This window comes from Frateuria sp. GZRe14 (genome assembly GCF_051900395.1).
Classification (GTDB): domain Bacteria; phylum Pseudomonadota; class Gammaproteobacteria; order Xanthomonadales; family Rhodanobacteraceae; genus Frateuria_A; species Frateuria_A edaphi.
Map to the genome: position 1 here is coordinate 2932702 of NZ_JBHZGJ010000001.1, position 25012 is coordinate 2957713.

21 protein-coding genes are annotated in these 25012 nt (G+C 67.9%); 18 read left to right on the top strand and 3 right to left on the bottom strand.

Translation table 11 applies throughout. The annotated features are described in order from the left end of the window. Positions 1-16 precede the first annotated feature (16 nt). Positions 17-1141, top strand: coding sequence for an HD-GYP domain-containing protein (locus ACFWZ1_RS13435; protein ID WP_231321240.1), 1125 nt, complete (start codon positions 17-19; stop codon positions 1139-1141). Between the two features lie 54 nt (positions 1142-1195). Here ACFWZ1_RS13435 and glnD read toward each other — a convergent pair whose 3' ends face one another. Together glnD and map are read right to left on the bottom strand one after the other, a co-directional pair. Continuing rightward, positions 1196-3841, bottom strand: a complete 2646-nt coding sequence (gene glnD, locus ACFWZ1_RS13440; RefSeq protein ID WP_439666769.1) for a [protein-PII] uridylyltransferase — start codon at positions 3839-3841, stop codon at positions 1196-1198. A gap of 133 nt (positions 3842-3974) precedes the next feature. After that, positions 3975-4739: a type I methionyl aminopeptidase gene (gene map, locus ACFWZ1_RS13445; RefSeq protein ID WP_231321244.1), complete on the bottom strand. Its 765-nt coding sequence runs from the start codon at positions 4737-4739 to the stop codon at positions 3975-3977. A 302-nt stretch (positions 4740-5041) separates the two neighbouring features. On the opposite strand from map, the gene rpsB reads away from it, so the two are divergent. Both rpsB and tsf read left to right on the top strand, forming a co-directional pair. Then, the gene (rpsB, locus tag ACFWZ1_RS13450; RefSeq protein WP_439666770.1) at positions 5042-5926 is read left to right on the top strand and encodes a 30S ribosomal protein S2; all 885 of its coding nucleotides are present in this window, start codon (positions 5042-5044) and stop codon (positions 5924-5926) included. 60 nt (positions 5927-5986) lie between these two features. Further along, positions 5987-6871: a translation elongation factor Ts gene (gene tsf / locus ACFWZ1_RS13455; protein WP_439666771.1), complete on the top strand. Its 885-nt coding sequence runs from the start codon at positions 5987-5989 to the stop codon at positions 6869-6871. A 75-nt stretch (positions 6872-6946) separates the two neighbouring features. On the opposite strand, the gene ACFWZ1_RS13460 is transcribed toward tsf, so the two are convergent. Further along, on the bottom strand, positions 6947-7333 hold the full coding sequence (locus ACFWZ1_RS13460; protein WP_439666772.1) for a VOC family protein: 387 nt from the start codon (positions 7331-7333) through the stop codon (positions 6947-6949). 124 nt (positions 7334-7457) lie between these two features. Between ACFWZ1_RS13460 and pyrH the strand changes: the two genes are divergently transcribed. The 15 genes from pyrH (at position 7458) to dnaE (ending at position 24888) form a co-directional block, all read left to right on the top strand. Further along, on the top strand, positions 7458-8180 hold the full coding sequence (pyrH, locus tag ACFWZ1_RS13465) for a UMP kinase (protein WP_231321248.1): 723 nt from the start codon (positions 7458-7460) through the stop codon (positions 8178-8180). A 164-nt stretch (positions 8181-8344) separates the two neighbouring features. Beyond that, the gene (frr, locus tag ACFWZ1_RS13470) at positions 8345-8902 is read left to right on the top strand and encodes a ribosome recycling factor (protein ID WP_231321249.1); all 558 of its coding nucleotides are present in this window, start codon (positions 8345-8347) and stop codon (positions 8900-8902) included. A gap of 208 nt (positions 8903-9110) precedes the next feature. After that, positions 9111-9833 carry a polyprenyl diphosphate synthase gene (gene uppS / locus ACFWZ1_RS13475; RefSeq protein WP_439666773.1) on the top strand — a complete coding sequence of 241 codons (723 nt, stop codon included), beginning with the start codon at positions 9111-9113 and terminating at the stop codon, positions 9831-9833. A gap of 26 nt (positions 9834-9859) precedes the next feature. Beyond that, positions 9860-10681 carry a phosphatidate cytidylyltransferase gene (locus tag ACFWZ1_RS13480; RefSeq protein WP_231321252.1) on the top strand — a complete coding sequence of 274 codons (822 nt, stop codon included), beginning with the start codon at positions 9860-9862 and terminating at the stop codon, positions 10679-10681. Beyond that, positions 10678-11868, top strand: coding sequence for a 1-deoxy-D-xylulose-5-phosphate reductoisomerase (locus ACFWZ1_RS13485; RefSeq protein ID WP_439666774.1), 1191 nt, complete (start codon positions 10678-10680; stop codon positions 11866-11868). The genes ACFWZ1_RS13480 and ACFWZ1_RS13485 overlap by 4 nt, the downstream gene beginning before the upstream one ends. A gap of 36 nt (positions 11869-11904) precedes the next feature. Beyond that, positions 11905-13251 carry an RIP metalloprotease RseP gene (gene rseP / locus ACFWZ1_RS13490; RefSeq protein WP_439666775.1) on the top strand — a complete coding sequence of 449 codons (1347 nt, stop codon included), beginning with the start codon at positions 11905-11907 and terminating at the stop codon, positions 13249-13251. A 156-nt stretch (positions 13252-13407) separates the two neighbouring features. Beyond that, complete coding sequence (gene bamA, locus ACFWZ1_RS13495; RefSeq protein WP_231321257.1) at positions 13408-15804, top strand: outer membrane protein assembly factor BamA; 2397 nt, start codon at positions 13408-13410, stop codon at positions 15802-15804. Positions 15805-15937: 133 nt separating this feature from the next. After that, positions 15938-16966 (top strand): UDP-3-O-(3-hydroxymyristoyl)glucosamine N-acyltransferase, encoded by a 1029-nt coding sequence (gene lpxD / locus ACFWZ1_RS13500; RefSeq protein ID WP_439666776.1) that lies wholly within the window; start codon positions 15938-15940, stop codon positions 16964-16966. Continuing rightward, positions 16959-17432, top strand: coding sequence for a 3-hydroxyacyl-ACP dehydratase FabZ (gene fabZ, locus ACFWZ1_RS13505; RefSeq protein WP_231321260.1), 474 nt, complete (start codon positions 16959-16961; stop codon positions 17430-17432). Before lpxD ends, fabZ begins: the two co-directional genes overlap by 8 nt. Continuing rightward, on the top strand, positions 17429-18202 hold the full coding sequence (gene lpxA / locus ACFWZ1_RS13510) for an acyl-ACP--UDP-N-acetylglucosamine O-acyltransferase (RefSeq protein ID WP_231321261.1): 774 nt from the start codon (positions 17429-17431) through the stop codon (positions 18200-18202). The genes fabZ and lpxA overlap by 4 nt, the downstream gene beginning before the upstream one ends. 99 nt (positions 18203-18301) lie before the next feature. Next, the gene (gene lpxB / locus ACFWZ1_RS13515; protein ID WP_439666777.1) at positions 18302-19498 is read left to right on the top strand and encodes a lipid-A-disaccharide synthase; all 1197 of its coding nucleotides are present in this window, start codon (positions 18302-18304) and stop codon (positions 19496-19498) included. Positions 19499-19574: 76 nt separating this feature from the next. After that, positions 19575-20231 carry a ribonuclease HII gene (gene rnhB, locus ACFWZ1_RS13520; RefSeq protein WP_439666903.1) on the top strand — a complete coding sequence of 219 codons (657 nt, stop codon included), beginning with the start codon at positions 19575-19577 and terminating at the stop codon, positions 20229-20231. Between the two features lie 76 nt (positions 20232-20307). Next, positions 20308-20841, top strand: a complete 534-nt coding sequence (locus tag ACFWZ1_RS13525) for a TlpA family protein disulfide reductase (protein WP_231321263.1) — start codon at positions 20308-20310, stop codon at positions 20839-20841. A 202-nt stretch (positions 20842-21043) separates the two neighbouring features. Then, positions 21044-21250 carry a hypothetical protein gene (locus tag ACFWZ1_RS13530; protein ID WP_439666778.1) on the top strand — a complete coding sequence of 69 codons (207 nt, stop codon included), beginning with the start codon at positions 21044-21046 and terminating at the stop codon, positions 21248-21250. Positions 21251-21345: 95 nt separating this feature from the next. Next, on the top strand, positions 21346-24888 hold the full coding sequence (gene dnaE / locus ACFWZ1_RS13535) for a DNA polymerase III subunit alpha (protein WP_231321265.1): 3543 nt from the start codon (positions 21346-21348) through the stop codon (positions 24886-24888). The last annotated feature ends 124 nt before the right edge of the window (positions 24889-25012 follow it).

A 25012-nucleotide genomic window follows, 5' to 3' on the forward strand; every position in this document is an offset into this window, starting at 1 on the left:
ACGGAGAAGCAGAGCCATGCCACGGCGTCCGATCGACCCGGCCGAGATCACGGTCGGCCAACCTTTGCGATTCAACGCCTACGACGCCAGGGGCAAGCTGCTGATGCGCCTGGGCCAGGTGATCGGCACCGCGGCGCAACTGGAGAAACTGCTCGAACACGGCGTGTTCTACGGCTCCGAAGAGGAGTGCCGTGGACCTTTCCTGCCCCCGGCGCCCTCGCCGCCCTCGCCGCTGGCGCTGGTGCTGGAGGCGCGTGAACGGCTGCAGGCGCTGCTTGCCGATCCGGCGCCGGCGGACTTCCCCGGCGCGCTGGCCGGGATCGCCGAGCAGGTCCGCGAGGCCTGCCGGCGCAGTCCGGACGTAGCGCTGGCCAGCATCCTGCTGCGCCGCGAGGGACCTTACGGCACGCGCCATGCGGTCAACGCCGCGATCGCCTGCCAGCTCACCGGCACCGCGATGGCGCTGGAACCGGCCGAACTGGCGGCGATCGTGTCCGCCGCGCTGACCATGAACATCGGCATGTTCGAACTGCACGACCAGCTGGTCGCGCTGGAAGGGCCGCTGTCGGACGAACATCACCTGGCGGTACGGGCGCACTGCCGGCTGGGCGTCGTGCGGCTGCGCGATCACGGCATCGCCAGCGCCGCCTGGCTCAATGCCGTGCGCGATCATCACGAGCGGGCCGACGGCAGCGGCTATCCCGGCGGCAAGATCGGCGAGGAGATCGGTCGGCCGGCGCGGCTGCTGGCACTGGCCGACGTCTATTGCGCGCGGGTTTCCGGCCGCGACTACCGGCCGCCGCTGCAGCCGACGCTTGCGTTGCGCTGGCTGTTCCTCAACGAAGGGGCAGCGCTGGACGAACGGCTGGCCCGCACGTTCATCAAGACGCTGGGCATCTATCCGCCCGGCACCGGGGTGCGCCTGCGCAACGGTTCGATCGCGGTGGTCACCCAGCGTGGCCCGGTCGGCCACCAGCCGGTGGTCGCCTCGCTCACCACCCACGACGGATTGCGCACGGGCGCGCCGATCCGCCGCCGCGGCGACGTGGAGGCGCACGCCGTCAGCGAGGTGGTCGATTTGACCGCGCTGGACATCGACGTGGACATGGAAGCGCTCTGGGGCGCCGACGCGGTGGCGTAAACACCGATCTGCTGCAGACGCTGCGCGACCGGGACGCGTTCCAACAGCATTTGCTCAGCCGCTCTGCCCCAGCCGTGCCAGCAGCGCCTGCCGCAAACGCTCCTGCTGGGCATCGCCCAGCGGGGCGTCATGGCGATCGGTGAGCTGGAAGAAATCCTCCACCCGCTCGCCGAAGGTGGCGATGCGCGCGTCGTGCACGCGCACCTGCGCCTCGACCATCGCCTGGGCCACGGCGGCGAGCAGGCCGGGACGGTCGGTGCACACCAGCGCCAGCTGGGTGCGGCCGCCGGCGGCGTGGAAGGCGATCCGCGGGGTCATCTGGAAATGCTTGAGTTGCCGCGAGGCACTCCGTCGCGCGGGGTGCACCGGCACCGTCTGCGCCAGCGCGCGGGCCAGCCGCTGCTGCAGCTCTTCCGCCCGCGCCGGGGTGGCCGGCTGCTGCGTCTCGGTGTCCAGCAACAGGAAGGTGTCCTGCGCCATGCCATGGGGCGAAACCAGCACGCGCGCTTCCAGCACCGACAGGCGCAAGCGGTCCAGCATCGCGGTGACGGTGGCGAACAGGCCGTCGCGGTCGGGGGTATAGACGAACAGTTCGGTGGTACCGCGCACCGACAGCGGATGCACCGCGATCAGCGGCAGCGCGCCATCGGCACGCAGGATCGCGGCGGTCTGCCAGACGATCTGCTCGGGCCGGTGGCGCAAGAAGCTCGCTTGCGGGAAGCCGGCCCAGACACGCTCGACCGTTGCCGCCTCGAAGCCGTCGGCTTCCAGCAGCGGCAGCGCGTAGTCCTGGCATTCGCGCACGCGGGTGGCGGCATCGCGCGGCAACTCCACGTCGCTGCGCAGGGCGTAGCGGGTGGCGCTGTAGAGATCGGCCAGCAGGCGGTCCTTCCAGCCGTTCCACAGCTTGGGGCTGGTGCCGATGATGTCGGCGATGGTGAGCAGGTAAAGCTGACCCAACTGCTCGCGGTTCTCCACTACTTGCGCGAAGCGCGCGACCACGTCCGGGTCGGTGATGTCCTGGCGTTGCGCGGTGACGCTCATCAGCAGGTGGTGGCGCACCAGCCAGGCGACCCGCTCGACGTCGTTGGGCGGCAGGCCGAGCTTCGCGCAGAACGTGCGCGCCTCTTCTTCGCCCAGCACCGAATGGTCGCCGCCGCGGCCCTTGGCGATGTCGTGGAACAGCGCGGCCAGCAGCAGCACTTCGGGCGTGGGCAGCGTGGGCCATATCTCGCGGGCGAGCGGGAATTCGGCCTGCGCCGCCGGGTCGGCGAAGCGCGCCACGTTGTGCAGCACGCGCAGCGTGTGTTCGTCGACCGTGTAGACGTGGAACAGGTCGTATTGCATGCGCCCGAACACGCGGCCGAACGCGGGCAGGATCGCCGCCAGCAGGCCGTGCCGGTTCATCCGCCACAGCGCATCGACCGAACGGGCGCCCTGGCGCAGCAGGCGCAGGAACGAGGCAAGCACCTCGCGGTTGTCGGCCAGCGCACCGTCGAGCTGCGCGGTGGCCTGGTGGATGCGGCGCATCGTGTCGGCGGTGAAACCGAGGATGCCGGGCTCGTCAAGGCGCGCGATGAAGGCCTCCACCAGAGCGGCGGGCCGTCGCATGAACACGTCCGGATCCCGCGCGGCCAGCCGCGTGCCGTAGCGCAGGAATTCCTCGCCGACCGGTACCGCGATCTGCGCCGGCTCGAGCATCTCCTCGAAGCGCTCGACGATCTGCACGCCCAGCCGCTCGATCTGGCTGGCGGCGCGGTAGTAACCCTGCATGAACTGCTCGACGCCCAGGTTGGTGGCGTGCTCGTCGACGAATCCCAGCGCCGCGGCAAGCGCGCGCTGGTAGTCGAACAGCAACCGCTCCTCGGCCCGGCCGGCCTCCAGGTGCAGCGCGTAGCGGTAACGGCGGAGAGTCGCCTCGGACTGTTCGAGCGTGACGCACTCGGCCGGGTCGAGCAGACCCTCGCCGACCATCGCCTCGAAGCCGTCCGCATGCGCCAGCCTGTGGCCGAGCCAGCGCAGCGCGTCGAGCGTGCGCAAGCCGCCCGGACCTTCCTTGATGTTCGGTTCGAGGTTGTAGGCGGTGTCGTCGTAGCGCGCGTGGCGTGCATCGCGTTCGGCCAGGCGCACAGCGAGATAGGCGACTGGCGGCCACAGCGCCGGGTCGTCCACGATGGCCTGCAATTCGGCGTCCATGGCCGGGTCGCCGACCAGCCGCCGTGCGTCGAGCAGGCTGGTGAACACGCTGGCTTCCTGCGCGGCCAGCGCGCGGCACTGCAGCGGATCGCGCACGGCGTGGCCGACTTTCAGGCCTATGTCCCACAGCGTGGCGAAGCATTGTTCCAGCGCGCGCAGGCGCGCCGGCTGCGCCTCCCGTACCAGCGCCAGCAAATCGACGTCCGAATGGGGAAACAGCAGCCCGCGGCCGAAGCCGCCGACGGCGAACAATGCGGCGCCCTCGACTTCACCCAGGCAGGCAGTCCAGACGTGGGCAACCACGCGCGCGACCGCTTCGCCGCGGCGGCTGGCGAGCGCGCCGGCGTCGGCGCCGTCGCGGAAGGCGGCCGTCAGGGAACGATCGACATCCTCCAGCAGCTGGCGCAGGGCGCGGCGGGCTTCCACCGAAACGCCCGAGCGCGGGACGGCCGGCGGCAGGCGCGGCAGCGGAGGGAGCGCGGGGCGGGCAAGTTCGACGGTCACGGCAGCCATCTACGCGGGAATGTCGAGCTTACACGCGCGCCGATAGGACGAAGGCGGATGAAGTCCGGGCGGAGCGTGCTGCTGGCGATACCGGACCCTCACCCCTCTCCCGGCGGGAGAGGGGCTCAAAACCTCACGCATCCGGCCAGGGCGTCAGGATCTCGAAGCCGTCGTCGGTCACCGCCACGGTGTGCTCCCACTGTGCGGAGAGCGAGTGGTCCTTGGTGACCACGGTCCAGCCGTCCGGCAGCTGCCGGGTTTGCGGCTTGCCTGCGTTGATCATCGGCTCGACGGTGAAGGTCATGCCCTTCTTCAATTCCACGCCGGTGTCGGGCTTGCCGTAATGCAGCACCTGCGGCTCGTCGTGGTAGACCTTGCCGATGCCGTGGCCGCAATACTCGCGCACCACCGAGAAACCGGCCGCCTCGGCATGCTTCTGGATGGCGTGGCCGATGTCGCCCAGATGGGCGCCCGGGCGCACCTGCTCGATGCCGCGCATCATCGCCTCGTGGGTGGTTTCCACCAGCCGCCTGGCCAGCACCGATGGCGTGCCCACGAAATACATGCGACTGGTATCGCCGTGCCAGCCGTCCTTGATGACGGTGACGTCCAGATTGATGATGTCGCCGTCCTTGAGCACCTTGCCCGGCGTCGGGATGCCGTGGCAGATCACGTGGTTGACCGAGGTGCACAGCGTCTTGGGGAACCCGTTGTAGCCCACGTTGGCGGGTACCGCCTTCTGCACGTTGACGATGTGCTCATAGGCAATGCGGTCCAGCTCCTCGGTGGTCACGCCGGGCTTGACGTGCTCCTTGAGCAGCGCCAGCACTTCGGCCGCCAGCTTGCCGGCGACGCGCATGCCTTCGAGGTCCTGGGGAGATTTGAGGGTGATGGCCATGGAGTCCGCTTTCGAAGGGAGCGGCAGCGCCGGCTGGGCCGGCAACTTGCCGCGGAGCCGGCGCACCGGCTACAATTGCACGGTTTTGCAAGCCGCGTCAGGCCTTTGAAGGCATGCGGCGCAAGACGAAACGGGATTGTAACCGCCCTGCGGCAGCAAGCCCAATCAACGCCACACACGCATCGGCACCGTCTTCGGGGTGCCGCGGTCTGCTTTGAAGGCGACCGCGGTCGAGGCCGGGGATGCGTGGAGGTCCCAACCCCCGGGTCACTGCTTGTGGCCCAACAATCGAGAACACCACCATGACACAAGTCACCATGCGCCAGATGCTTGAAGCTGGCGTGCATTTCGGTCACCAGACCCGCTACTGGAACCCGAAGATGGCCCCGTACATCTTCGGCGCGCGCGGCAAGATCCACATCATCAACCTCGAGAAGACCCTGCCGCTGTTCACCGACGCGATGAACTTCCTGTCGGGCCTGGCGCAGAAGCGCGGCACCATCCTTTTCGTCGGCACCAAGCGTTCGGCCCGCGAGCCGTTGGCCGAAGAGGCCGCCCGCGCCGGCATGCCGTTCGTCACCGCCCGCTGGCTCGGCGGCATGCTGACCAACTTCCGCACCGTCAAGCAGTCGGTCGCGCGCCTGAAGGAGCTGGAAGCGGCCGAGACCGACGGCACCTTCGAGAAGCTGGTCAAGCACGAAGTGCTGTCGCTGCGTCGCGAGCGCGACAAGCTCGAGAATTCGCTCGGCGGCATCAAGAACATGAACCGCCTGCCCGACGCGCTGTTCGTGGTCGACATCGGCCATGAGGACATCGCCGTGCAGGAAGCCAAGAAGCTCGGCATCCCGGTGATCGCGGTCGTCGACACCAACTACAACCCGGAGCTGGTCGACTACGCCATCCCGGGCAACGACGACGCCATCCGCGCGATCCAGCTGTACGCCCGCGCCGCCGCCGACGCGATCCTGGAAGGCAAGGCTGCCGCCCCGGACGCCGCCCACGGCGACGCCAACGAGTTCGTCGAGCTGGACGAGGAAGGCAACCCGATCGCCAAGGACGAGCGCAAGGCCGCCCCGCCGCGCCGCGAGCGCGACAGCCGTGGCCCGGCCAAGAAGGGCGCCGGCGCGCCGCGTCGTGACGGCGGCCGCGGCCGTGGCGGTCGCGAGTCGACCGAAACCGCCGAGTAAGCCTTTCACGCTGCCGTGGCGGCCCGGCCGCCACGGCACATCAAGATCCGAGGATTCAAGATGAGCAATATCTCCGCACAACTGGTCAAGGAGCTGCGCGAGCGCTCCGGCGCCGGCATGATGGAATGCAAGAAGGCGCTGGTGGAAAACAATGGTGACATCGACGTCGCCATGGAATGGCTGCGCAAGTCGGGCCTGGCCAAGGCCGACAAGAAGGCCAGCCGCGTCGCCGCGGAAGGCCGCGTGGTCACCGCCCAGGCCGGTGGCAAGGCCGTGCTGGTCGAGGTCAATTGCGAGACCGACTTCGTCACCAAGAACCCCGACTTCGTGAAGTTCAGCGACACCGTCGCCGACGTCGCGCTGAAGTCCGGCGCCGCTGACGTCGCCGCGCTCAATGCCGCCGCCTACCCGGGTGCCGGCAGCGTCGAGGAGGCCGCCAAGGGCCTGGTCGCCACCATCGGCGAGAAGATCGAAGTGCGCCGCATGGCGCGCGTCGAGACCACCGACGGCAAGATCGGCAGCTACGTCCACGGCGGCCGCATCGGCGTGCTGGTGGCGATCAAGGGCGGCTCCGAGGAGCTGGCCAAGGGCGTGGCGATGCACGTGGCGGCGATGAACCCGCCGTACGTGCGCGCCGACGACGTTCCGGCCGACTTCATCGCCAAGGAAAAGGAAATCGCGCTGAGCCAGATGTCCGACAAGGACAAGGCCAAGCCGGCCGAGATCCTGGAGAAGATCATCTCCGGCAAGATCAACAAGATCGTCTCGGAAGTCACCCTGCTGGGTCAGGCCTACGTGCTGGACACCAACATGACCGTGGGCGACGCGCTGAAGAAGGAAGGCGCGGACGTGCAGCAGGTCGTGCGTCTGGCCGTCGGCGAAGGCATCGAGAAGGTGGAAGAGGATTTCCACGCCGAAGTGATGAAGCAGGCAGGTCTGGCGTAAGCGCCAGTCGCATCGCTTGAAAAAGGCCGCGGGAAACCGCGGCTTTTTTTTGCCCGCTCATGGACGACCGCGGCCTCAGCGACGGGGTTGCAATAGATCCCAGCGATTGCCGTACAGATCCTCGAACACCACGACGGTGGCGTAGGCCTCCTCGCGGGGCGCTTCGCAGAAACGCACGCCCTTGGTGCGCATCGCCTCGTAGGTCGCCTGGAAATCCCGAGTCTCCAGGAACAGGAAAGCCCGCCCACCCGACTGGTTGCCCACCGCCTGCGATTGCCGCGCGTCGACCGCCTTCGCCAGCAACAGTCGTGTCTCGCTGGATCCGGGCGGCGCCACGATGACCCAGCGCTTGCCCCCGCCCTGGGGCACGTCCTCGATCAGCGTGAAACCGAGGCAATCGGTGAAGTACGCGATGGCTTCGTCGTAATCGCGCACCAGCAGGGCAATGGCGCCGAGATGCATGGTTACCTCCGGTGGTTGGCTGCCGCGCAGGATGAACGATCAGGCCGGCTCGCGCGGCCGTGCGCCTGACGGGGCACCGCCGCATCGCTACAATATGCCGGTTTACCCACAATCCGGAGACCCCATGAGCGACCAGCCCAAGTACCGCCGCATCCTGCTCAAGCTCTCCGGTGAAGCGTTGATGGGCGAGGCGGACTACGGCATCGATCCGAAGGTGATCGGCCGGCTGGCCAACGAGATCATCGAAGTGCGCAAGGCTGGCGTGGAAGTGGGCGTGGTGATCGGCGGCGGCAACATCTTCCGGGGCGCGGGGCTGGCGGCCGCCGGCATGGACCGGGTGACCGGCGACCACATGGGCATGCTCGCCACCGTGATGAACGCGCTGGCGATGGCCGACGCGATCGAGAAGCGCGGCGGCTATGCGCGCGTGATGAGCGCCATCCAGATCCACGATGTGGCCGAGGACTTCATCCGCCGCCGCGCCATCCGCCACATCGAGAAGGGCCGCATCGCGCTGTTCGCGGCCGGCACCGGCAATCCGTTCTTCACCACCGATTCGGCCGCTGCCCTGCGCGCGGTGGAGATCGGCGCCGACCTGCTGCTCAAGGCCACCAAGGTCGACGGCGTGTACACCGCCGACCCGGCGCGCGATGCCAGCGCGACGCGCTACGACCAGCTGAGCTACGACGACGTCATCCAGCGCAACCTGCAAGTGATGGACACGGCGGCCATCGCGCTGTGCCGCGACCATGGGATGCCACTGCGCATCTACGACATGACCGTGCCGGGCAACCTGATGCGGATCATGCAGGGCGCGCAGGTAGGCACGCTGGTCACCGCCAGCTGATCTGATGTAGGAGCGCCCCTGGGCGCGACTACCATCCGGGCCGTGCCGAGCCGCCCGGCTCTTCCGGTCGCGCCAAGTGCTCCAGCCCGGGATGCGGTGTGCCGGGCCGCCGCCACCTGTGCGCTGCTATACTTGGCTGCTTCACGCAACGCCGGATGACTCCCATGCTCAACGACATCAAAACCGATGCCCAAACCCGCATGGGCAAGAGCATCGACGCGCTCAAGCACGACCTGACCCGCCTGCGCACCGGCCGCGCCAGCACCGCGCTGGTCGACCATATCAAGGTGCCCTACTACGGCTCGGACATGCCGTTGAACCAGGTCGCCTCGGTGTCGCTGGCCGACGCCCGCTCGATCCAGATCTCGCCGTTCGAGAAGAGCATGGTCGCGCCGATCGAGAAGGCGATCATGGCCTCGGACATCGGCGTCACGCCGACCACCGCCGGCACCGTGATCCGCCTGAACATGCCGCCGCTGACCGAGGAGCGCCGCAAGGAGCTGGCCAAGCACGTGTCGCACGAGGGCGAGAACGCCAAGATCGCGATCCGCAACATCCGTCGCGACGCCATGCAGAAGGTCAAGGACCTGATCAAGGACAAGCAGATCAGCGAGGACGACGAGCGCCGCGCCGACGACGAGATCCAGAAGCTGACCGACCGCTTCGTCAAGGAAGTCGATGCCGTGGTCAAGGCCAAGGAAGACGAGCTGATGGCGATTTGAGCGGTCCTGCGCTCATTGCCATGAACACCCCGGTGCGCCCCTGCCCTGCCCCCTCTCCTCTCCGGGGAAAGGACTGGGGTGAGGGGACGCTCTTGCGGGAAGCTCGCTCCGAAGCTCGCACACGCCGCCTCGGCGAGCCACAACCCCTCATCCGACCCTTCGGGCCACCTTCTCCCCGGGAGGGAGAAGGATTCAGTCGCGCGCATCCATGACCATTCCCCGCCACATCGCCATCGTGATGGACGGCAACGGCCGCTGGGCCAAGGCTCGCCTGCGCCCGCGCAGTTTCGGCCACAACGCCGGCCGCAAGGCCGTGCGCGAGGTGGTCGAGGGCTGCCTGCGCCAGGGCGTGGAGGCGTTGACATTGTTCGCCTTCTCCAGCGAGAACTGGCGCCGCCCGGACGAGGAGGTCGGCGCGCTGATGGAACTGTTCCTGCGCGCGCTGGACAAGGAGGTCGACGAGTTGCACGAGCAAGGCGTGCGGCTGCGTTTCATCGGCGACCTCAGCGCGTTTCACGCCGAGCTGCGCCAGCGCATGGAGCTGGCGATGGCGCGCACTGCGGACAACCTCAAGCTCGCGCTCAACATCGCGGTCAACTACGGCGGCCGTTGGGACATCGTGCATGCCGCCCGGCAGGCGGCGATCGCGGTGGTGCAAGGCGAACTGCGCGTGGAAGACATCGACGAAGCGTGTCTGGGCGGCTATACGTCCCTGGCCGAACTGCCCCCGCTGGATCTGTTCATCCGTACCGGCGGCGAAGTGCGCGTCAGCAACTTCCTGCTCTGGCAGCTGGCTTACGCCGAGCTCTACTTCACCGACACCTTGTGGCCGGATTTCGACCAGGCTTGCCTGGCCCGCGCCATCGAGGACTTTGCCCACCGCGAACGCCGTTATGGCAAGACCGGCGAGCAGGTCGCCCGATCCGTATGATCGATCGGTAACCCCAAGGATCCTCGATGCTGCTCCAACGCACCCTCACCGCCCTGCTGCTCGCGCCCTTCGCGATCCTGGTAATCCTGCTGCCGCCTGGCTGGACATGGCTGTTCGCGCTGGTGACAGTGGCCGCATTCCTCGCCGGGCTGTGGGAGTGGACACGCCTCTCCGGCCTGCGCAACCGGCCGGTGCGGGCGTTGCTCCTGGGAGGAGCGCTGGTGGTGTTTGCGCTGCTTTGGTGGCTGCGCGATACGATCCAGTGGGCGGCCCTCGTCGCGGGTGCCGCCTGGTGGGCGTTGGCCTGCGTGTGGCTCAAACACTTCGCGTTCGCTGCCGCACCCACGACGGAAAACCGCAACCTCAAGCTCGCCGCCGGCGCGCTGGTGATCTTTCCGGCGTTCGTGGGCCTGCTGGCGATCCACGCGAGCGAGCCTTACGGCCATTGGTGGACGCTGCTGACGCTGCTGATCGTGTGGGCCGCCGACATCGGGGCGTATTTCAGCGGCCGCTTCCTGGGCAAGCGCAAGCTCGCGCCCAACATCAGCCCGGGCAAGACGTGGGCCGGCGTAGGCGGGGCCTTCGTCGCGGGCGCGCTGGTGGCCGTGGCCGGCGGCGTGCTGCTCGGGGTGGAAAGCTGGCGCCTGCTGGCGCTGGCCTTGCTGGCTGTGCTCACGGTGGCCGCATCGGTCGTCGGCGACCTGATCGAAAGCCTGATGAAGCGGCACGCCCAGGTGAAGGATTCCGGCCGCATGTTCCCTGGCCACGGTGGCCTGCTCGATCGCATGGACAGCGTGTTCGCGGCCGTGCCGGTGTTCGCGCTGGGCAAGCTGCTGCTGGGTTTATGAGTACCTCTACGCTCCGCCGGGTCGCGGTACTGGGCGCCACCGGCTCGATCGGCGGCAGCACGCTCGATGTGATCTCCCGCCACCCCGAACGCTTCCGAGCGAGCGTGCTGGTGGCCCATCGCAACGTCGAGGCACTGGTCGCGCTGTGCGCGACGCATCGGCCGGACCTGGCGATCGTCGCCGACCCGGCCATGGAGGGCACCCTGGTCCGCCAGCTTGCCGCCGCCGGCGTGCAGTGCGACGTCGCCAGCGGTGCCGAGGCCATCACGCTCGCCGCATCCGGTCCGTTGTGCGACACCGTGGTCGCCGCCATCGTCGGTGCCGCCGGGCTGGAGTCGACCCTGGCCGCGGCCCGCACCGGCAAGCGCCTGCTGCTGGCCAACAAGGAATCGATCGTGATGGCCGGGCCGCTGTTGCTGGCCGCGCTGCGCGAGGGCGGCGGCGAGCTGGTGCCGGTCGACTCCGAGCACAACGCGATCTTCCAGTGCCTTCCCGGCGGTCGGCCGGAACTCGATGCGCATGGCGTGCGGCGACTGATCCTGACCGCCTCGGGTGGCCCGTTCCGCGGCAGGAGCCGCGCCGAACTCGCCGCCGTCACGCCCGAGCAGGCCTGCAAGCATCCCAACTGGGTGATGGGCCGCAAGATTTCCGTGGACTCGGCCACGCTGATGAACAAGGGCCTGGAAGTGATCGAGGCGCACCACCTGTTCGGCGCCGCGCCCGAGCGCATCGAGGTGGTGGTGCATCCGCAGAGCATGATCCACTCGATGGTCGAGTATGCCGACGGTTCCGTGCTCGCCCAGCTGGGCAACCCGGACATGCGAACGGCGATCGCCCATGCGCTGGCCTGGCCCGACCGCATCGAGGCGGGGGTCGCGCCGCTGGACCTGGCTTCCTGCGCCCCGCTGGCCTTCGAGAAGCCGGACCTGCAGACCTTCCGCTGCCTGGCGCTGGCCTTCGCCGCCCTGCGCGAGGGCGGCGACGCGCCGGCCATCCTCAACGCGGCCAACGAGGTCGCGGTCGAGGCGTTCCTGGGCGGCGCGCTGCCCTTCCTGTCCATCCCCGAGCTGGTCGAGGGCGTGCTTGCGGAACTGCCGGCCCAGCCCGTGGTCGATGTCCAGGCGCTGCGCGAGCGCGATGCGCAGGCGCGCATGGTGGCGCGCCGGAAGTTGCGAACGGCTTGCTGATAAGCTCGGACAGAGAAGTAACCCCAGGTTTTTTTGATGAATCCCTTCTTCGGCTCGGTGTTCTGGTTGCTGGTCACGCTGGGCGTGCTGGTGACTTTCCATGAGTTCGGCCATTACTGGGTCGCGCGCCGCTGCGGGGTCAAGGTGCTGCGCTTCTCGGTCGGCTTCGGCCGCGCCGTGTGGAACCGCATCGGACGCGACGGCACCGAATACCAGGTCGCGATGATCCCGCTGGGCGGCTACGTGAAGATGCTCGACGCGCGCGAAGGTGACGTCGACCCCGCCTTGCGCGATGTCGAGTTCACCAGCAAGAGCGTATGGAAGCGCATCGCCATCGTCATTGCCGGCCCAGGCTTCAACCTGGTCTTCGCCGTGGCCGCGTTGTGGCTGATGTTCATGCTTGGCCGTCCGGATGCCGCGCCGGTGGTCACCGCAACGCCCGGCAGCATGGCCGCCATCGCCGGCATTCAGTCGGGCGATCGCCTGCTGCGCGTGGACGGCGAACCGGTGGCCACCCTGAGCGACGCGATGGACGGCATCGCCACCGCCCTGCTCGGGCGGGAGCCGCTGCCGGTGGTCGTGCGCGGGCGCGACGGCAACCAGCGCGACGTGGTCCTGCCGCTGCAGGAGCTGCCGGCCGGTCGCAGCATCGACAAGTACTTCGACAAGCTGGGACTCAAGCTGGCCCCGCCGCCGGCGGTCGTCGCCACGGTGATGCCCGGCCAGCCGGCCGCGCAGGCGGGCATGCAGTCGGGTGACGTCCTGCTGGCGGTCAACGGCAAAGCCGTGGCCGATTTCGACGACTTCGCCAAGGCGGTCCGCGACGCAGCCGCGCAGTCGCCGAAGCTGGACGTGGCCGTGCGCCGCGGCCAACAGACCCTGCACCTGCCGGTCGTCGCCCGCTACGAGTCCCTGCAGGGGCAACCGGCCCGATGGTCCGTCGGCGTGGGCGCGATCCCCCCGGAGAACGTGACGAGGCGGTACGGCCCGGTCAAGGCGTTGGGCGCAGCGCTGGGCTCCACCTGGGACACCACGCGCCAGACGTTCACCATGATCGGCAAGATGGTCACCGGCGACGCGTCGACGAAGAACCTGTCCGGCGTGATCGGCATTGCCCAGGTCGCCAACCAGTCCGCCCAGGCGGGCCTCCCGTATTTCCTCCGTTTCCTGGCGCTGGTCTCGCTCAGCCTGGCGATCCTCAACCTGCTTCCGATCCCCGTCTTGGACGGCGGTCACCTGCTGTATTACCTTATCGAGTTGGTCAAAGGCAGCCCGGTAAGCGAGCGGACCCAGATGATCGGCCAGTACATTGGCCTGGTCCTGCTGTTCACGCTGATGGGGCTGGCGTTCTACAACGACATACACCGCACCCTGCTTTCGTGACGCGAGCGCTCTTCCCCGCGGCCATCGGCCTTGTCGTGGCAGTAACGCCCGCCACGGCGCGCGGGTGCATTCCGGGACGGGGCTCGGCCCCTTCCCTTCAGAACATGCTGGAACGGCCTCGCGGCCGGCCGTCGGAATAACCCACCGGAATCGACGATGAAGCGTATCGCCGCCCTGCTACTGCTTGCCTCCCTCTCCGCCAATGTCCTGGCGTTCGAGCCGTTCGTCGTCTCCGATATCCGTATCGATGGCCTCAACCGCATCTCCGCCGGCACGGTCTACAACTACCTGCCGGTCAACAAGGGCGACCGCCTGACCGACGAGGAGGCGGCCCGCGCGATCCGCGCCCTGTACGACACCAAGTTCTTCAGCGACGTGGAGCTTTCGCGCGAGGGCAACATCCTGGTGATCAAGGTGGTCGAGCGCCCGTCCATCGCCAAGCTCACCCTGCGCGGCAACAAGGACATCAAGGAAGAGGACCTGCGCAAGGGCCTGAAGGAGATCGGCCTGTCCGAGGGCGAGACCTTCGACCGGCTGTCGCTGGACCGCGTGCAGCAGGAACTGATCCGCCAGTACTACAACCGCGGCAAGTACAACGTCTCGGTCGAGCCGCACGTGACCCGGCTGGACCGCAACCGCGTGGCGATCGACATCGAGATCCGCGAGGGCAAGGCCGCGCGCATCAAGCAGCTGAACATCGTCGGCAACACCGCGTTCCTGGACAAGGACATCCGCGAGGACTTCGAGTCCGACACCACCAACTGGATGTCCTGGTATTCCAAGGACGACCAGTACTCGCGCGAAAAACTCTCCGGCGACCTGGAGAAGCTGCAGTCGTTCTACATGAACCGCGGCTACGCCGACTTCGGCGTGGACTCCACCCAGGTCACCATCGCGCCGGACAAGCGCGCGATGTACATCGCCGCCAGCATCAAGGAAGGCGAGATCTACACCGTCTCGGACGTGCACCTGCTCGGCGAGCTGATCCTGCCCGAGGACACGCTGCGCAAGCTGGTGTTCGTCAAGAAGGGCGACACCTTCAACCGCGCCGCGGTCGAAGGCACCTCGGACGCGATCAAGGGCATCCTGGCCAACATCGGCTACGCCTATGCCAAGGTCACGCCGGTGCCCAAGCTGGACAAGGACAAGCGCACGGTCGACATGACCTTCTTCATCGAGCCGGGCCAGCGCGTGTACGTGCGCCGGGTCGTTTTCCAGGGCAATACCCGCACCGAGGATGACGTGCTGCGCCGCGAGATGCGCCAGCTCGAAGGCACGGTGTACTCGCAGGCGGCGGTCGACCGCTCCAAGATTCGCCTGCAGCGCCTGGGCTACTTCAAGAAGGTCGACATCGACAAGCAACGCGTGCCGGGCTCGCAGGATGCGGTCGACGTCACCGTGAAGGTGGAAGAGCAGTCCGCCGGCAGCCTGATGTTCGGCGTGGGTTACTCGCAGTACTCGGGCGTGATCCTCAACGCCTCGGTATCGCAGAACAACTTCCTGGGCACCGGCGACAGCTTCAGCGTGGGCGCCGAACACAGTTCGTACTACTCGCGCGTCACCGCCAGCTACTACAACCCGTACCTGACCGACAACAACATCGGCATCGGCTACAGCGCGAGCTACTCCAAGACCGATTACGGCAACACCGACTTCGCGAACTACGAAAACAGCACCAAGGCGTTTTCGACCTACCTCGGCATCCCGATCAGCGAGACCGACGGCTTGCGCGTCGGCATGGGGCTGTCCAGCAACAAGATCAACACCTACCAGAACATCACCCCGCAGGTGCTGGTGGACTACCAGAACGCCATCGGCAACCGGACCGTGCACTCCTGGACCGGGACGCTGGGCTGGACCCATGACACCCGCAATGGCTACTGGGCTCCCACCCGCGGCGGCCTGCTCTCGGCCAGCACCGAGGTGGCGCTACCCGGTTCCACCGTGCAGTACTGGAAGTTCATGGGCGAGGCCAACCACTACTGGCCGGTCGGCGGCGGTTTCGTGCTGTACCTGGACGGCCAGGTCGGCTACGGCGACAGCTATGGCAACCAGACCTACAGCCGCACCTTCGGCGACTTCGTGGCCGGCCAACCCTACGATTTCCCGTTCTGGGAAAACTTCTACTCCGGTGGCGTGCGCGACGTGCGCGGTTTCCAGGACAACACGCTGGGCCCGAAGGTGTGCATTGGTGCATCCGGCACCTCCAGTACGCCCAATGCCAACGGCACCTGCACTGGCGGCTACTACCAGTATGCGCAGCCGATCGGCGGCGCCTTCAAGGTGCTGGGCACGGCGCAGGTGTTCATCCCCCTGCCGTTCCTCAAGGACATCAACACGGCGCGTGTGTCCGCCTTCGTCGACGTCGGCAACGCGTTCCGCAACTACCAGGCCTTCGATGCCAGCGAGCTGCGCGCCTCGGCCGGTATCGCGCTGCAGTGGCAGGCGCCGATCGGCCCGCTGATCATCAATTTCGCGGTGCCGATCCGGTCCAAGCCGGAGGATCGCCACTACGAGGAGCGCATCCAGTTCACCTTCGGCAGCCAGTTCTGACCGCAGGACATGATCCGACCAAAACGCGGCCCGACGGCCGCGTTTTGTTTTGGACCGGATGATCCCTGCAGGACTGCGGGAGTCGTTCCCAGCCTCGCCCTCGCCTACAATGCCCTGCCCCAAAGGAGCGCGCATGAGCGAGCACATCTACACCGTGGCCGAACTCGCCGAGCGGTTCGGCTTCGCCTTCCACGGCGACGGCAAGCGACGGATCGGTGGCGTGGGCACGCTCGCCGCGGCGCAGCCGGACCAGCTCAGCTTCCTCTCCAACAGCAAATACACCGCCCAGCTGAGGGCTACCCGGGCGGGCGTGGTGGTACTGCGCGAAGAGAACGTGGGCGATTGCCCCACTGCCGCGCTCATCGCCGCCGACCCGTATGTCGCCTACGCGAAGATCGCCGCGCTGTTCGAGCGTCTGCCAGCCGCCCCCCGCGGCATCCACCCCAGCGCGGTCGTCGCCACCAGCGCGAAAGTGAGCGCCAGCGCAAGCATCGGGCCACACTGCGTGATCGAGGATGGCGCGGTGGTCGAGGATGGTGCGGTGCTCGGCCCGCACTGCATCATCGGTCCGGACTGCACGGTAGGCGCGCAATCGCGGCTGGTCGCGCGCGTGACACTTGTGACGCGGGTGACGCTGGGCAGGCGGGTGCTGGTGCACCCGGGCGCGGTGATCGGTTCGGACGGCTTCGGCCTGGCCTTCGAGCGCGACCACTGGGTGAAGATCCCGCAGCTGGGCGGCGTGCGCATCGGCGACGATTGCGAGGTCGGCGCCAACACCACGATCGACCGCGGCGCGCTGGAAGACACCGTGCTGGAAGAGGATGTGCGGCTGGACAACCAGATCCAGATCGCCCACAACGTCCACATCGGCGCGCACACGGCCATGGCCGGCTGCGCCGCAGTCGCGGGCAGCGCCCGGATCGGCCGCTACTGCCAGATCGGTGGCAACGCCGGCGTGCTTGGCCATCTGGAGCTGGCCGACCGGGTTACCATTACCGCCAAGAGCCTGGTCACGCATTCGATTCGCGAGCCGGGCGAATATTCCTCGGGCGTGCCGCTGCAGGACAACCGCCAGTGGCGCAAGAACGCTGCCCGCTTCAAGCACCTGGATCAGTACGCGCGCCGCCTGTCGGCGCTGGAGAAGGACAGTAACGATGAGTGACAACCCCGCGACCTTGGCCCTGCCGGTCAACGTGGAGCAGATCCAGCAACTGCTGCCGCACCGCTATCCGTTCCTGCTGGTCGACCGCGTGATCGAACTGGTGCCGGACAAGAGCGTGGTGGCACTGAAGAACGTGACCATCAACGAACACTTCTTCCTCGGCCATTTCCCCGGCCATCCGGTCATGCCCGGCGTGCTGATCGTCGAGGCGATGGCCCAGGCCGCCGGCCTGCTGACGCAGATCTCCAGCCGCATGAAGGGCGATCAGGGCAGCCCGCTGTTCTACCTGGCCAAGGTCGACAACGCCCGCTTCAACGCCCCGGTCGTGCCCGGCGACCAGTTGCGCCTGGAAGTCTCGCTCAAGCGCCTGATGCGCGGCATGGGCCTGTTCGTCGCACGCTCGCTGGTCGAAGGCAAGGAAGTGGCCAGCTGCGAGCTGATGTGCGCCGCGAGGGCCGACAAATGATCCATCCCACCGCGCAGATCGATCCCAGTGCCGTCATCGGCAGGAATGTCGCCATTGGCGCCTACAGCGTGATCGGTGCGGAGGTGGAGATCGGCGAGGGGACGGTGATCGGCCCGCACGTGGTGATCGAGGGCCCGACGCGGATCGGGCGCGAAAACCGGATCAGCCAGTTTGCCTCGATCGGCGGCGCGGCGCAGGACAAGAAGTTTTCCGGCGAGCGCACCGAACTGGTGATCGGCGACCGCAACCTGATCCGCGAGTTCGTCACCATCAACCGCGGTACCGGCGAGGGCGGCGGCATCACCCGCATCGGCGACGACAACTGGCTGCTCGCCTACGTGCATATCGCGCACGACTGCCAGGTCGGCAACCGCGTGGTGTTCTCCAACTACTCGGCCCTGGCCGGGCACGTGGAAATCGGCGACTGGGTGATCGTTTCCGGTTACGCCGGCGTGCATCAGTTCTGCAAGGTCGGCGCGCACGCCTTCATTGGCATGGGCTGCCTGGTCGGCTCCGACGTGCCGCCGTTCGTGATGATGGCCAACGAGCAGCACGGCCGCCCGCGCGGCATCAACAGCGAGGGCCTCAAGCGCCGCGGCTTCGATGCGCCGCGCATTTCGGCGATCAAGCGCGCCTACCGCACGCTGTACATGGCCGGGCTGTCGCTGCCGGAGGCGCGCGTGCAGCTCGCCACCCAGGCGCAGGACAGCGACGACGTGCGCGAGATGCTCGCATTCCTGGAGCGCAGCGAGCGCTCGCTGGCGCGGTAATCAAGCGCGATCGCGTCCGCCTCTCCTCGCTACGGTGCCGGGCGGCCCGGGCCGCTGTTGCGGTGACCCCCGCCGCCTTCGCCGCTACACTGCCGCTCCATGAGTTCCTCCCCCCTCATCGCCCTCATCGCCGGCGAAGACTCCGGCGACCAGCTCGGCGCCGAGCTGATCGCCGCGCTGCGCAAGCGCTATCCGCAGGCCCGCTTCGTCGGTATCGGCGGCGCGCGCATGCAGCGCGAGGGTTTCGAGTCCTGGTACGACATCCGCGAGCTGTCGGTGATGGGTTTCGCCGAAGTGGTCCGGCACCTGCCGCGGCTGCTGCGGCTGCGCAAGGCGCTGCTCGGTCGCCTGCGCGAGGCGCGCCCGGACGTGGTGGTCGGTATCGACGCGCCGGACTTCAACCTCGGCGTGGAACGTCGCCTGCGCGAGGCGGGACTGCGCACCGTTCACTACGTCAGCCCCTCGGTATGGGCCTGGCGCGAAAAACGTGCGGAGAAGATCGGCCTGAGCGCCGATCAAGTGCTGTGCCTGTTCCCGATGGAGCCACCGATCTACCAACGCCACGGCGTCGATGCCCGCTTCGTCGGCCACCCGCTGGCCGACCGCTTCGCGCTGGTTTCCGACCGCGTGGGCGCGCGCGACGTGCTGCAACTGCCGCAGGACGCGCCGGTGCTCGCCGTACTCCCAGGTAGCCGGCCTTCCGAAATCGACAGGCTGGGCGCGATCTTCATCGACGCGGCCCGTCGCGTCGGCGCGGCCCTGCCCGGCCTTCGCATCGTGGTCCCCGCGGCCAACCCACAAGTGCACGCGCGCCTGAAGGCTTCGCTGGCCAGTGGCCCGCGCGACGAGAGCGCACCGCTGCTGATCGAAGGGCATGCGCACGAAGCCATGCAGGCCGCCGACGTGGTGTTGCTCGCCTCCGGCACGGCCACGCTCGAAGCGATGCTGGCCAAGCGGCCGATGGTGGTCGGCTACCGCGTGTCGCCGTGGAGCTATCGCATCGCCCGCGCTTTCAACATGCTCAAGACCGACGTCTACGCGCTGCCGAACATCCTGGCGCGCGCCTGCGGCCTGGGCCAGGACAAAGTGGTTCCCGAGCTGATGCAGGACGAGTGCACGGCGGAGAACCTCGCCCGGGCGACGCTGGCGCTGTTTGCCGACAGCGAACGGCGCGGCCAGGTAGTCGCCGCGTTCGAGCACTTGCACCGGGCGCTGCGCGGCTCCGAGGAAGGGGGCGCGGGCGAACGCGCGGCCGCTGCCGTGGCCGAGTTGCTGGAGACTCCGCGTGCGTCCTGACGATCTCGACGAAGCCACCGCTCTGCTTCCTCGATCCCCGGTGGAGAGCACGGTGGGGAGCGGCCTTCGCGACGCATTGGCCGCGGAGCGCGCCCCGAGTGGAGAAGAAACCGGTTCACCGGTACCTCCAGCCAAGGCCGCGCCAAGAACCAGGCGTCTCATCGCCGGCGTGGATGAAGCCGGTCGCGGCCCACTGGCCGGCCCGCTGGCGGTCGCGGCCGTGATCCTCAACCCGCGGCACAAGATCGAAGGCCTGGACGACTCCAAGAAACTCACCGAGGCCCGCCGCGAAGCGCTCTACGCGCAGATCGTCCAGCGCGCGCTGGCCTGGCACGTGGTGCTGGTCGAGGTGGATGAGATCGATCGCATCAACATCTTCCAGGCGACCATGGCCGGGATGTGTCGCGCCGTCGCCGGCCTGAAGGTTGCCGCGCACGAGGCCTGGGTCGACGGCAACCAGCTTCCCAAGGCCTTGCCCTGTCCCGGCAAGGCCATCGTCGGCGGCGACGCGTTGAAGCCTGCGATCAGTGCCGCCTCGATCATCGCCAAGGTCACCCGCGATCGGCTGATGTGCACGCTGGACGCGCACCATCCCGGCTACGGTTTCGCCAGCCACAAGGGTTATTCCACCCCCGAACACCTGGCCGCGCTCCGGCAGCTCGGGCCCTGTGCGCTGCACCGGCGCAGCTTTGCGCCCGTGAAGCTGCTGTTCGACCAGGGCACCCTGTTCTGACATACGATGACGCGCCACGCCGGGAGGCGTGACGCCGCCACCTTCGGTGGCCACCTGTTCGTCGGGGGAGAAACGCATGCTTCGCAAGATCGCATTGGCCCTGCTGGGTCTGGCGTTGGGCTTTGGCGCCCGCGCGGACGTCAAACCGGGCGAACCCGCGCCTTCCGCGCTCGGCTCGGACCTGCACGGGCACGCGCTCGACGTGCCGGCACTGCACGGCAAGGTCGTGGTGCTCAGCTTCTGGGCCACCTGGTGTGGCTACTGCATGAAGGAGATGCCGGTACTGGCCAGCCTTCAGAACGTCGCGGACGAAAAGCACCTCCCGCTGCAGGTCGTGCTGATCAACTCCCAGGAAGACCGCGACGTCTTCCGCCACACCAGCGGCGTGCTGCGCAGGCAGGCGCCGGGCGTGCTCGCCACCTGGGACCGCCACGGCGAGATCGGCAAGCCCTACGGCGCCGACCGCAGCATTCCCGTGATGGTAATGCTGCGGCGGGATGGCACGGTAGCGCACGTGCACGTCGGCTACGGAGAGGACATGCTCGACAGCCTGCTCGCCGAGATCAACGCGTTGCTGCAGGAACCGCAGGCCGCGGCAAAGGGCTCCTGACCGCGCTGCCCGGCGGGCCGATCGTCCTCGCGACCGGGCGCGACAACGCGCTGCACCCGGGGGAAAATAGGCCATAGGTCTATGCAACTTTTCGCGAAAGTGGAGCATCCTATCCACGTGGGAAGACGGCCAAGCGGCCTCTTCCAGCGTTCGCACGGACGCCGTGTCCTCCACCGCGGAACCCCTCCGCAGGAGTCGTGCCATGTTGTCGCGCTTCTTCCACGTGCGCTCTGCACTCAAGCCCTTCGCCGCGCCATCGGCCAGTCCCACCGTCGAAGCCGACAAGGCTCGTCCCGCCAGCGATCCCTACTACCACCACGTCGACTACGACCGGCATTCGCTGGAGACCAGCGGCTTCGACCACTATGTCGAGTGGAACGAGGACGACGAGCGGTTTTTCGTCCATTGAGCACGGCCGCGAGGCCGTCTCCGCTGTCAAGCTTGTGGGAAGCGGGCACCGCAGCGTAGCCTTCACGGACTAAGCCGGGGAATGCTCCCGAGTCCTTGATGTCCGCACGCTTCGTCCACTTCCACCTGCACAGCGAGTACTCGCTGGTCGACTCGACCATCCGCATCAAGGCGCTGGTCGATGCATGCGTGCGCGAAGGCATGCCGGCGGTGGCGCTCACCGACGACAGCAACATGTTCGCGCTGGTGAAGTTCTACAAGGCGTGCAGCGGTGCGGGCATCAAGCCGATCGGCGGTTGCGACCTGTGGGTCGGCTCGCCAGACGATCCGCGCCCGTGGCGACTGACCCTGGTCTGCCAGAACCGCGAGGGCTATCTCAACCTGTCGCGCCTGGTGTCGCGGGCCTGGCGCGACGGCCAGCACGGCGGCAAAGCGCTGATCGAGGCGAGCTGGCTGACCCCGGACGCCACTGCCGGGCTGATCGCCCTGCTCGGGCGCGAGAGCGAAGTCGGCCGCATTGCGGTGAGCCATGGCGTGGATCCGGGCGTCGCGCGGCTGCAACCCCTGGCGCGACTGTTCCCCGACCGCCTGTACCTGGAGCTGACCCGCTGCGGCCGCGAAGGCGAGGAAGCCTGGAATACCGCCGCGCTGGCGCTGGGCGATGCGCTCGAGCTGCCGCTGCTGGCCAGCAACGACGTGCGCTTCCTCAAGCAGGACGACTTCGAGGCGCACGAGGCGCGCGTATGCATCAACCAGGGGCGCGTGCTGGCCGACCCGAAGCGTCCGCGCGACTACTCCGACCAGCAATACCTGAAGTCCCCGACGCAGATGGCGGAACTCTTCGCCGATCTGCCCGAGGCGCTTGAGAACACGGTCGAGCTCGCCAGGCGCTGCAACCTGGAACTGAAGTTCGGCACGTATTACCTGCCCGACTTCCCGGTGCCGCAGGGCTACGATCTCGACAGCTACATCCGCGAGACCGCGCGCGCCGGCCTGAAGGAGCGCCTCGCCGCCAATCCGCTCGCCGCCGGCTACACGCTGGCCGATTACGAAGCGCGATTGGAGCGCGAGCTCGACGTCATCATCGAGATGGGCTTCCCCGGCTACTTCCTGATCGTGGCCGACTTCATCAACTGGGGTAAGCAGAACGGGATTCCGGTCGGCCCGGGCCGCGGCTCGGGCGCCGGTTCGCTGGTCGCCTGGGTGCTCAAGATCACCGACCTCGACCCGTTGCAGTTCGACCTGCTGTTCGAGCGCTTCTTGAACCCCGAACGCGTGTCGATGCCCGACTTCGACATCGACTTCTGCATGGACCGGCGCGACGAGGTGATCGACTACGTCGCGCGCAAGTACGGCCGCGAGCACGTCAGCCAAATCATCACCTACGGCTCGATGGCGGCCAAGGCGGTGCTGCGCGATTCGGGCCGCGTGCTGGGCATGGGCTACAACGCGGTCGACAAGATCGCCAAGCTGATCCCGCCGCGCCCGCTGGACCTGACGCTGTCCGATGCGCTCGGCCGCTCGGAGAAGTCCAGGAAGGAACCCGACCGCGTCGTCAGGGAATTCTGCGAGCTGTACGAGCAGGACGAAGAAGCGCGCACGCTGGTCGACCTTGCGCTCAAGCTGGAGAACCTCACCCGCAACGTCGGCAAGCATGCCGGCGGCGTGGTGATCGGTCCCCGGCCGCTCACCGAATTCGCGCCGATGTACTGCGAGCCGGGCGGCGGCGGCATGGTGACCCAGTACGACAAGGACGACGTGGAAGCCGTCGGCCTGGTCAAGTTCGACTTCCTGGGTCTGCGCACGCTCACCATCATCGACTGGGCAGTCAAGGCGATCAACGTGCGCCGCGCCCAAGCCGGCGAGCCGCCACTGGACATCAGCGCATTGCCGCTGGACGACCCGGCGCCGTACGAGCTGCTCAAGAAGGCGCAAACGGTCGCGGTATTCCAGCTTGAATCCTCCGGCATGCAGCGCATGCTCAAGGACGCCAAGCCCGACCGCTTCGGCGACATCGTGGCGCTGGTGGCGCTGTACCGCCCCGGCCCGATGGACCTGATTCCCAGCTTCGTGGCGCGCAAGCATGGCCGCGAGGACGTGGAATATCCCGATCCGCGCGTCGAACCGATCCTGAAAGAGACCTACGGCATCATGGTCTACCAGGAGCAGGTGATGCAGATGGCGCAGATCGTCGGCGGCTATACGCTCGGCGGCGCCGACCTGCTGCGCCGCGCGATGGGCAAGAAGAAAGTCGAGGAGATGGTCAAGCACCGCGCGACCTTCCGCGAGGGTGCCGCGAAGGACGGGCTGCCGGGCGACAAGGCCGACGCCATCTTCGACCTGATGGAGAAGTTCGCCGGCTACGGCTTCAACAAGTCGCACGCGGCCGCTTACGCGCTGGTCTCCTATCAGACCGCGTGGTTGAAGGCGCACTACCCGGCCGAGTTCATGGCCGCGACCATCTCCTCGGACATGGACAACACCGACAAGGCGGTGACGTTCCTGGACGAGTCGCGCGCGATCGGCCTGACCATCCTGCCGCCGGACGTGAATGCCTCGGACTTCATGTTCGTCGCCGTCGAGCCGAAGGTGATCCGCTACGGCCTGGGTGCCATCAAGGGCGTCGGCCAGGGCGCCTGCGAGTCCATCGTCGAGGAGCGGCGGCGCGGCGGCCCCTACACGGATCTTGCCGACTTCTGCCGGCGCGTCGATTCGGCCAAGCTCAACCGCCGCGTGCTCGAAGCGCTGATCCTGTCCGGCAGCCTGGATGCGCTCGCACCCAACCGCGCCAGCCTGATGCTGCAGCTGCCCGACGCGATCAAGGCCGCCGAGCAGCACCTGCGCGACAAGCAGTCCGGCCAGAACGACATGTTCGGCGCGCTGATGGGCACCAGCACGCCGGCAGTGCAGATCGAGCTGCCGACCGCACCCGAATGGCCGCTTGAGCAGAAGCTGCAGGGCGAGCGCGAGACGCTTGGCCACTACCTTTCCGGCCACCCGACCGACCCGTGGCGCGAGGAGCTGGCCCAGCTGTCCACCTGCCCGCTGGGCGAGATCGCCGACCGCTACCAGCCGCCGCGGCCGCGCAAGAACGACGGCGAGGAAAACCGCTTCCGCCGCGGGCCGGACACGCCCTGGACCGTCGCGGGCATGGTCACCGCGGTACGCAAGCGCGGCGACAGCGACGCCTTCGTGCGGCTCGAAGACGGCACCGGCATCATCGAGGTGAGCTTCTTCGGCGAGGTCTACCAACAGGTCGCGCCATTGCTCACCCGCGACGAGATGCTCATCGTCGAGGGCGGCCTGCGCATCGATGACTTCTCCGGCGGCGGCTTCCAGCTGCGCGCCCGCGGCGCCATGACCCTGGCCGACGCCTGCCGCCGCCACGCCCGGGCGCTCAGGGTCAAGCTCAACGGCATCGGCCCCGGTTTCGAGCAGGAACTCAAGCAGACGCTGGCCGGCTACCGTGGCGGTCGCGCCACGGTGATCCTGCACGGCTACCACAACCGCAGCGCCCAGGCCGATCTGGAGCTGGGCGAGCAGTGGCGCGTGGACGCCATCCCCGACCTGCTCCGTGCGCTGCGCGGGCTGTCGTGGGTGGAAGCGGCGAAGCTCCGGATCGTCAAGTCCGAAGCCTGATCCCAAACCCTCCCCTACCCCAGAAAACGCCGTCCACCCTAAGCGCAGGCCGCGGTGCCGAAATCGAAGGCGGCCTCTGTGCGGACGCGGCGCCGGGGTGCGCGCCGCCACGCCCAGGGCGAGC

Bases quoted from the DNA above. Each gene is read 5' to 3' on its own strand.
- ACFWZ1_RS13435 (WP_231321240.1), top strand. From the start codon at position 17: ATGCCACGGCGTCCGATCGACCCGGCCGAGATCACGGTCGGCCAACCT.
- map (WP_231321244.1), bottom strand. From the start codon at position 4,739: ATGGCCATCACCCTCAAATCTCCCCAGGACCTCGAAGGCATGCGCGTC.
- rpsB (WP_439666770.1), top strand. From the start codon at position 5,042: ATGACACAAGTCACCATGCGCCAGATGCTTGAAGCTGGCGTGCATTTC.
- tsf (WP_439666771.1), top strand. From the start codon at position 5,987: ATGAGCAATATCTCCGCACAACTGGTCAAGGAGCTGCGCGAGCGCTCC.
- ACFWZ1_RS13460 (WP_439666772.1), bottom strand. From the start codon at position 7,333: ATGCATCTCGGCGCCATTGCCCTGCTGGTGCGCGATTACGACGAAGCC.
- pyrH (WP_231321248.1), top strand. From the start codon at position 7,458: ATGAGCGACCAGCCCAAGTACCGCCGCATCCTGCTCAAGCTCTCCGGT.
- frr (WP_231321249.1), top strand. From the start codon at position 8,345: ATGCTCAACGACATCAAAACCGATGCCCAAACCCGCATGGGCAAGAGC.
- uppS (WP_439666773.1), top strand. From the start codon at position 9,111: ATGACCATTCCCCGCCACATCGCCATCGTGATGGACGGCAACGGCCGC.
- ACFWZ1_RS13480 (WP_231321252.1), top strand. From the start codon at position 9,860: ATGCTGCTCCAACGCACCCTCACCGCCCTGCTGCTCGCGCCCTTCGCG.
- ACFWZ1_RS13485 (WP_439666774.1), top strand. From the start codon at position 10,678: ATGAGTACCTCTACGCTCCGCCGGGTCGCGGTACTGGGCGCCACCGGC.
- rseP (WP_439666775.1), top strand. From the start codon at position 11,905: ATGAATCCCTTCTTCGGCTCGGTGTTCTGGTTGCTGGTCACGCTGGGC.
- bamA (WP_231321257.1), top strand. From the start codon at position 13,408: ATGAAGCGTATCGCCGCCCTGCTACTGCTTGCCTCCCTCTCCGCCAAT.
- lpxD (WP_439666776.1), top strand. From the start codon at position 15,938: ATGAGCGAGCACATCTACACCGTGGCCGAACTCGCCGAGCGGTTCGGC.
- fabZ (WP_231321260.1), top strand. From the start codon at position 16,959: ATGAGTGACAACCCCGCGACCTTGGCCCTGCCGGTCAACGTGGAGCAG.
- lpxA (WP_231321261.1), top strand. From the start codon at position 17,429: ATGATCCATCCCACCGCGCAGATCGATCCCAGTGCCGTCATCGGCAGG.
- lpxB (WP_439666777.1), top strand. From the start codon at position 18,302: ATGAGTTCCTCCCCCCTCATCGCCCTCATCGCCGGCGAAGACTCCGGC.
- ACFWZ1_RS13525 (WP_231321263.1), top strand. From the start codon at position 20,308: ATGCTTCGCAAGATCGCATTGGCCCTGCTGGGTCTGGCGTTGGGCTTT.
- ACFWZ1_RS13530 (WP_439666778.1), top strand. From the start codon at position 21,044: ATGTTGTCGCGCTTCTTCCACGTGCGCTCTGCACTCAAGCCCTTCGCC.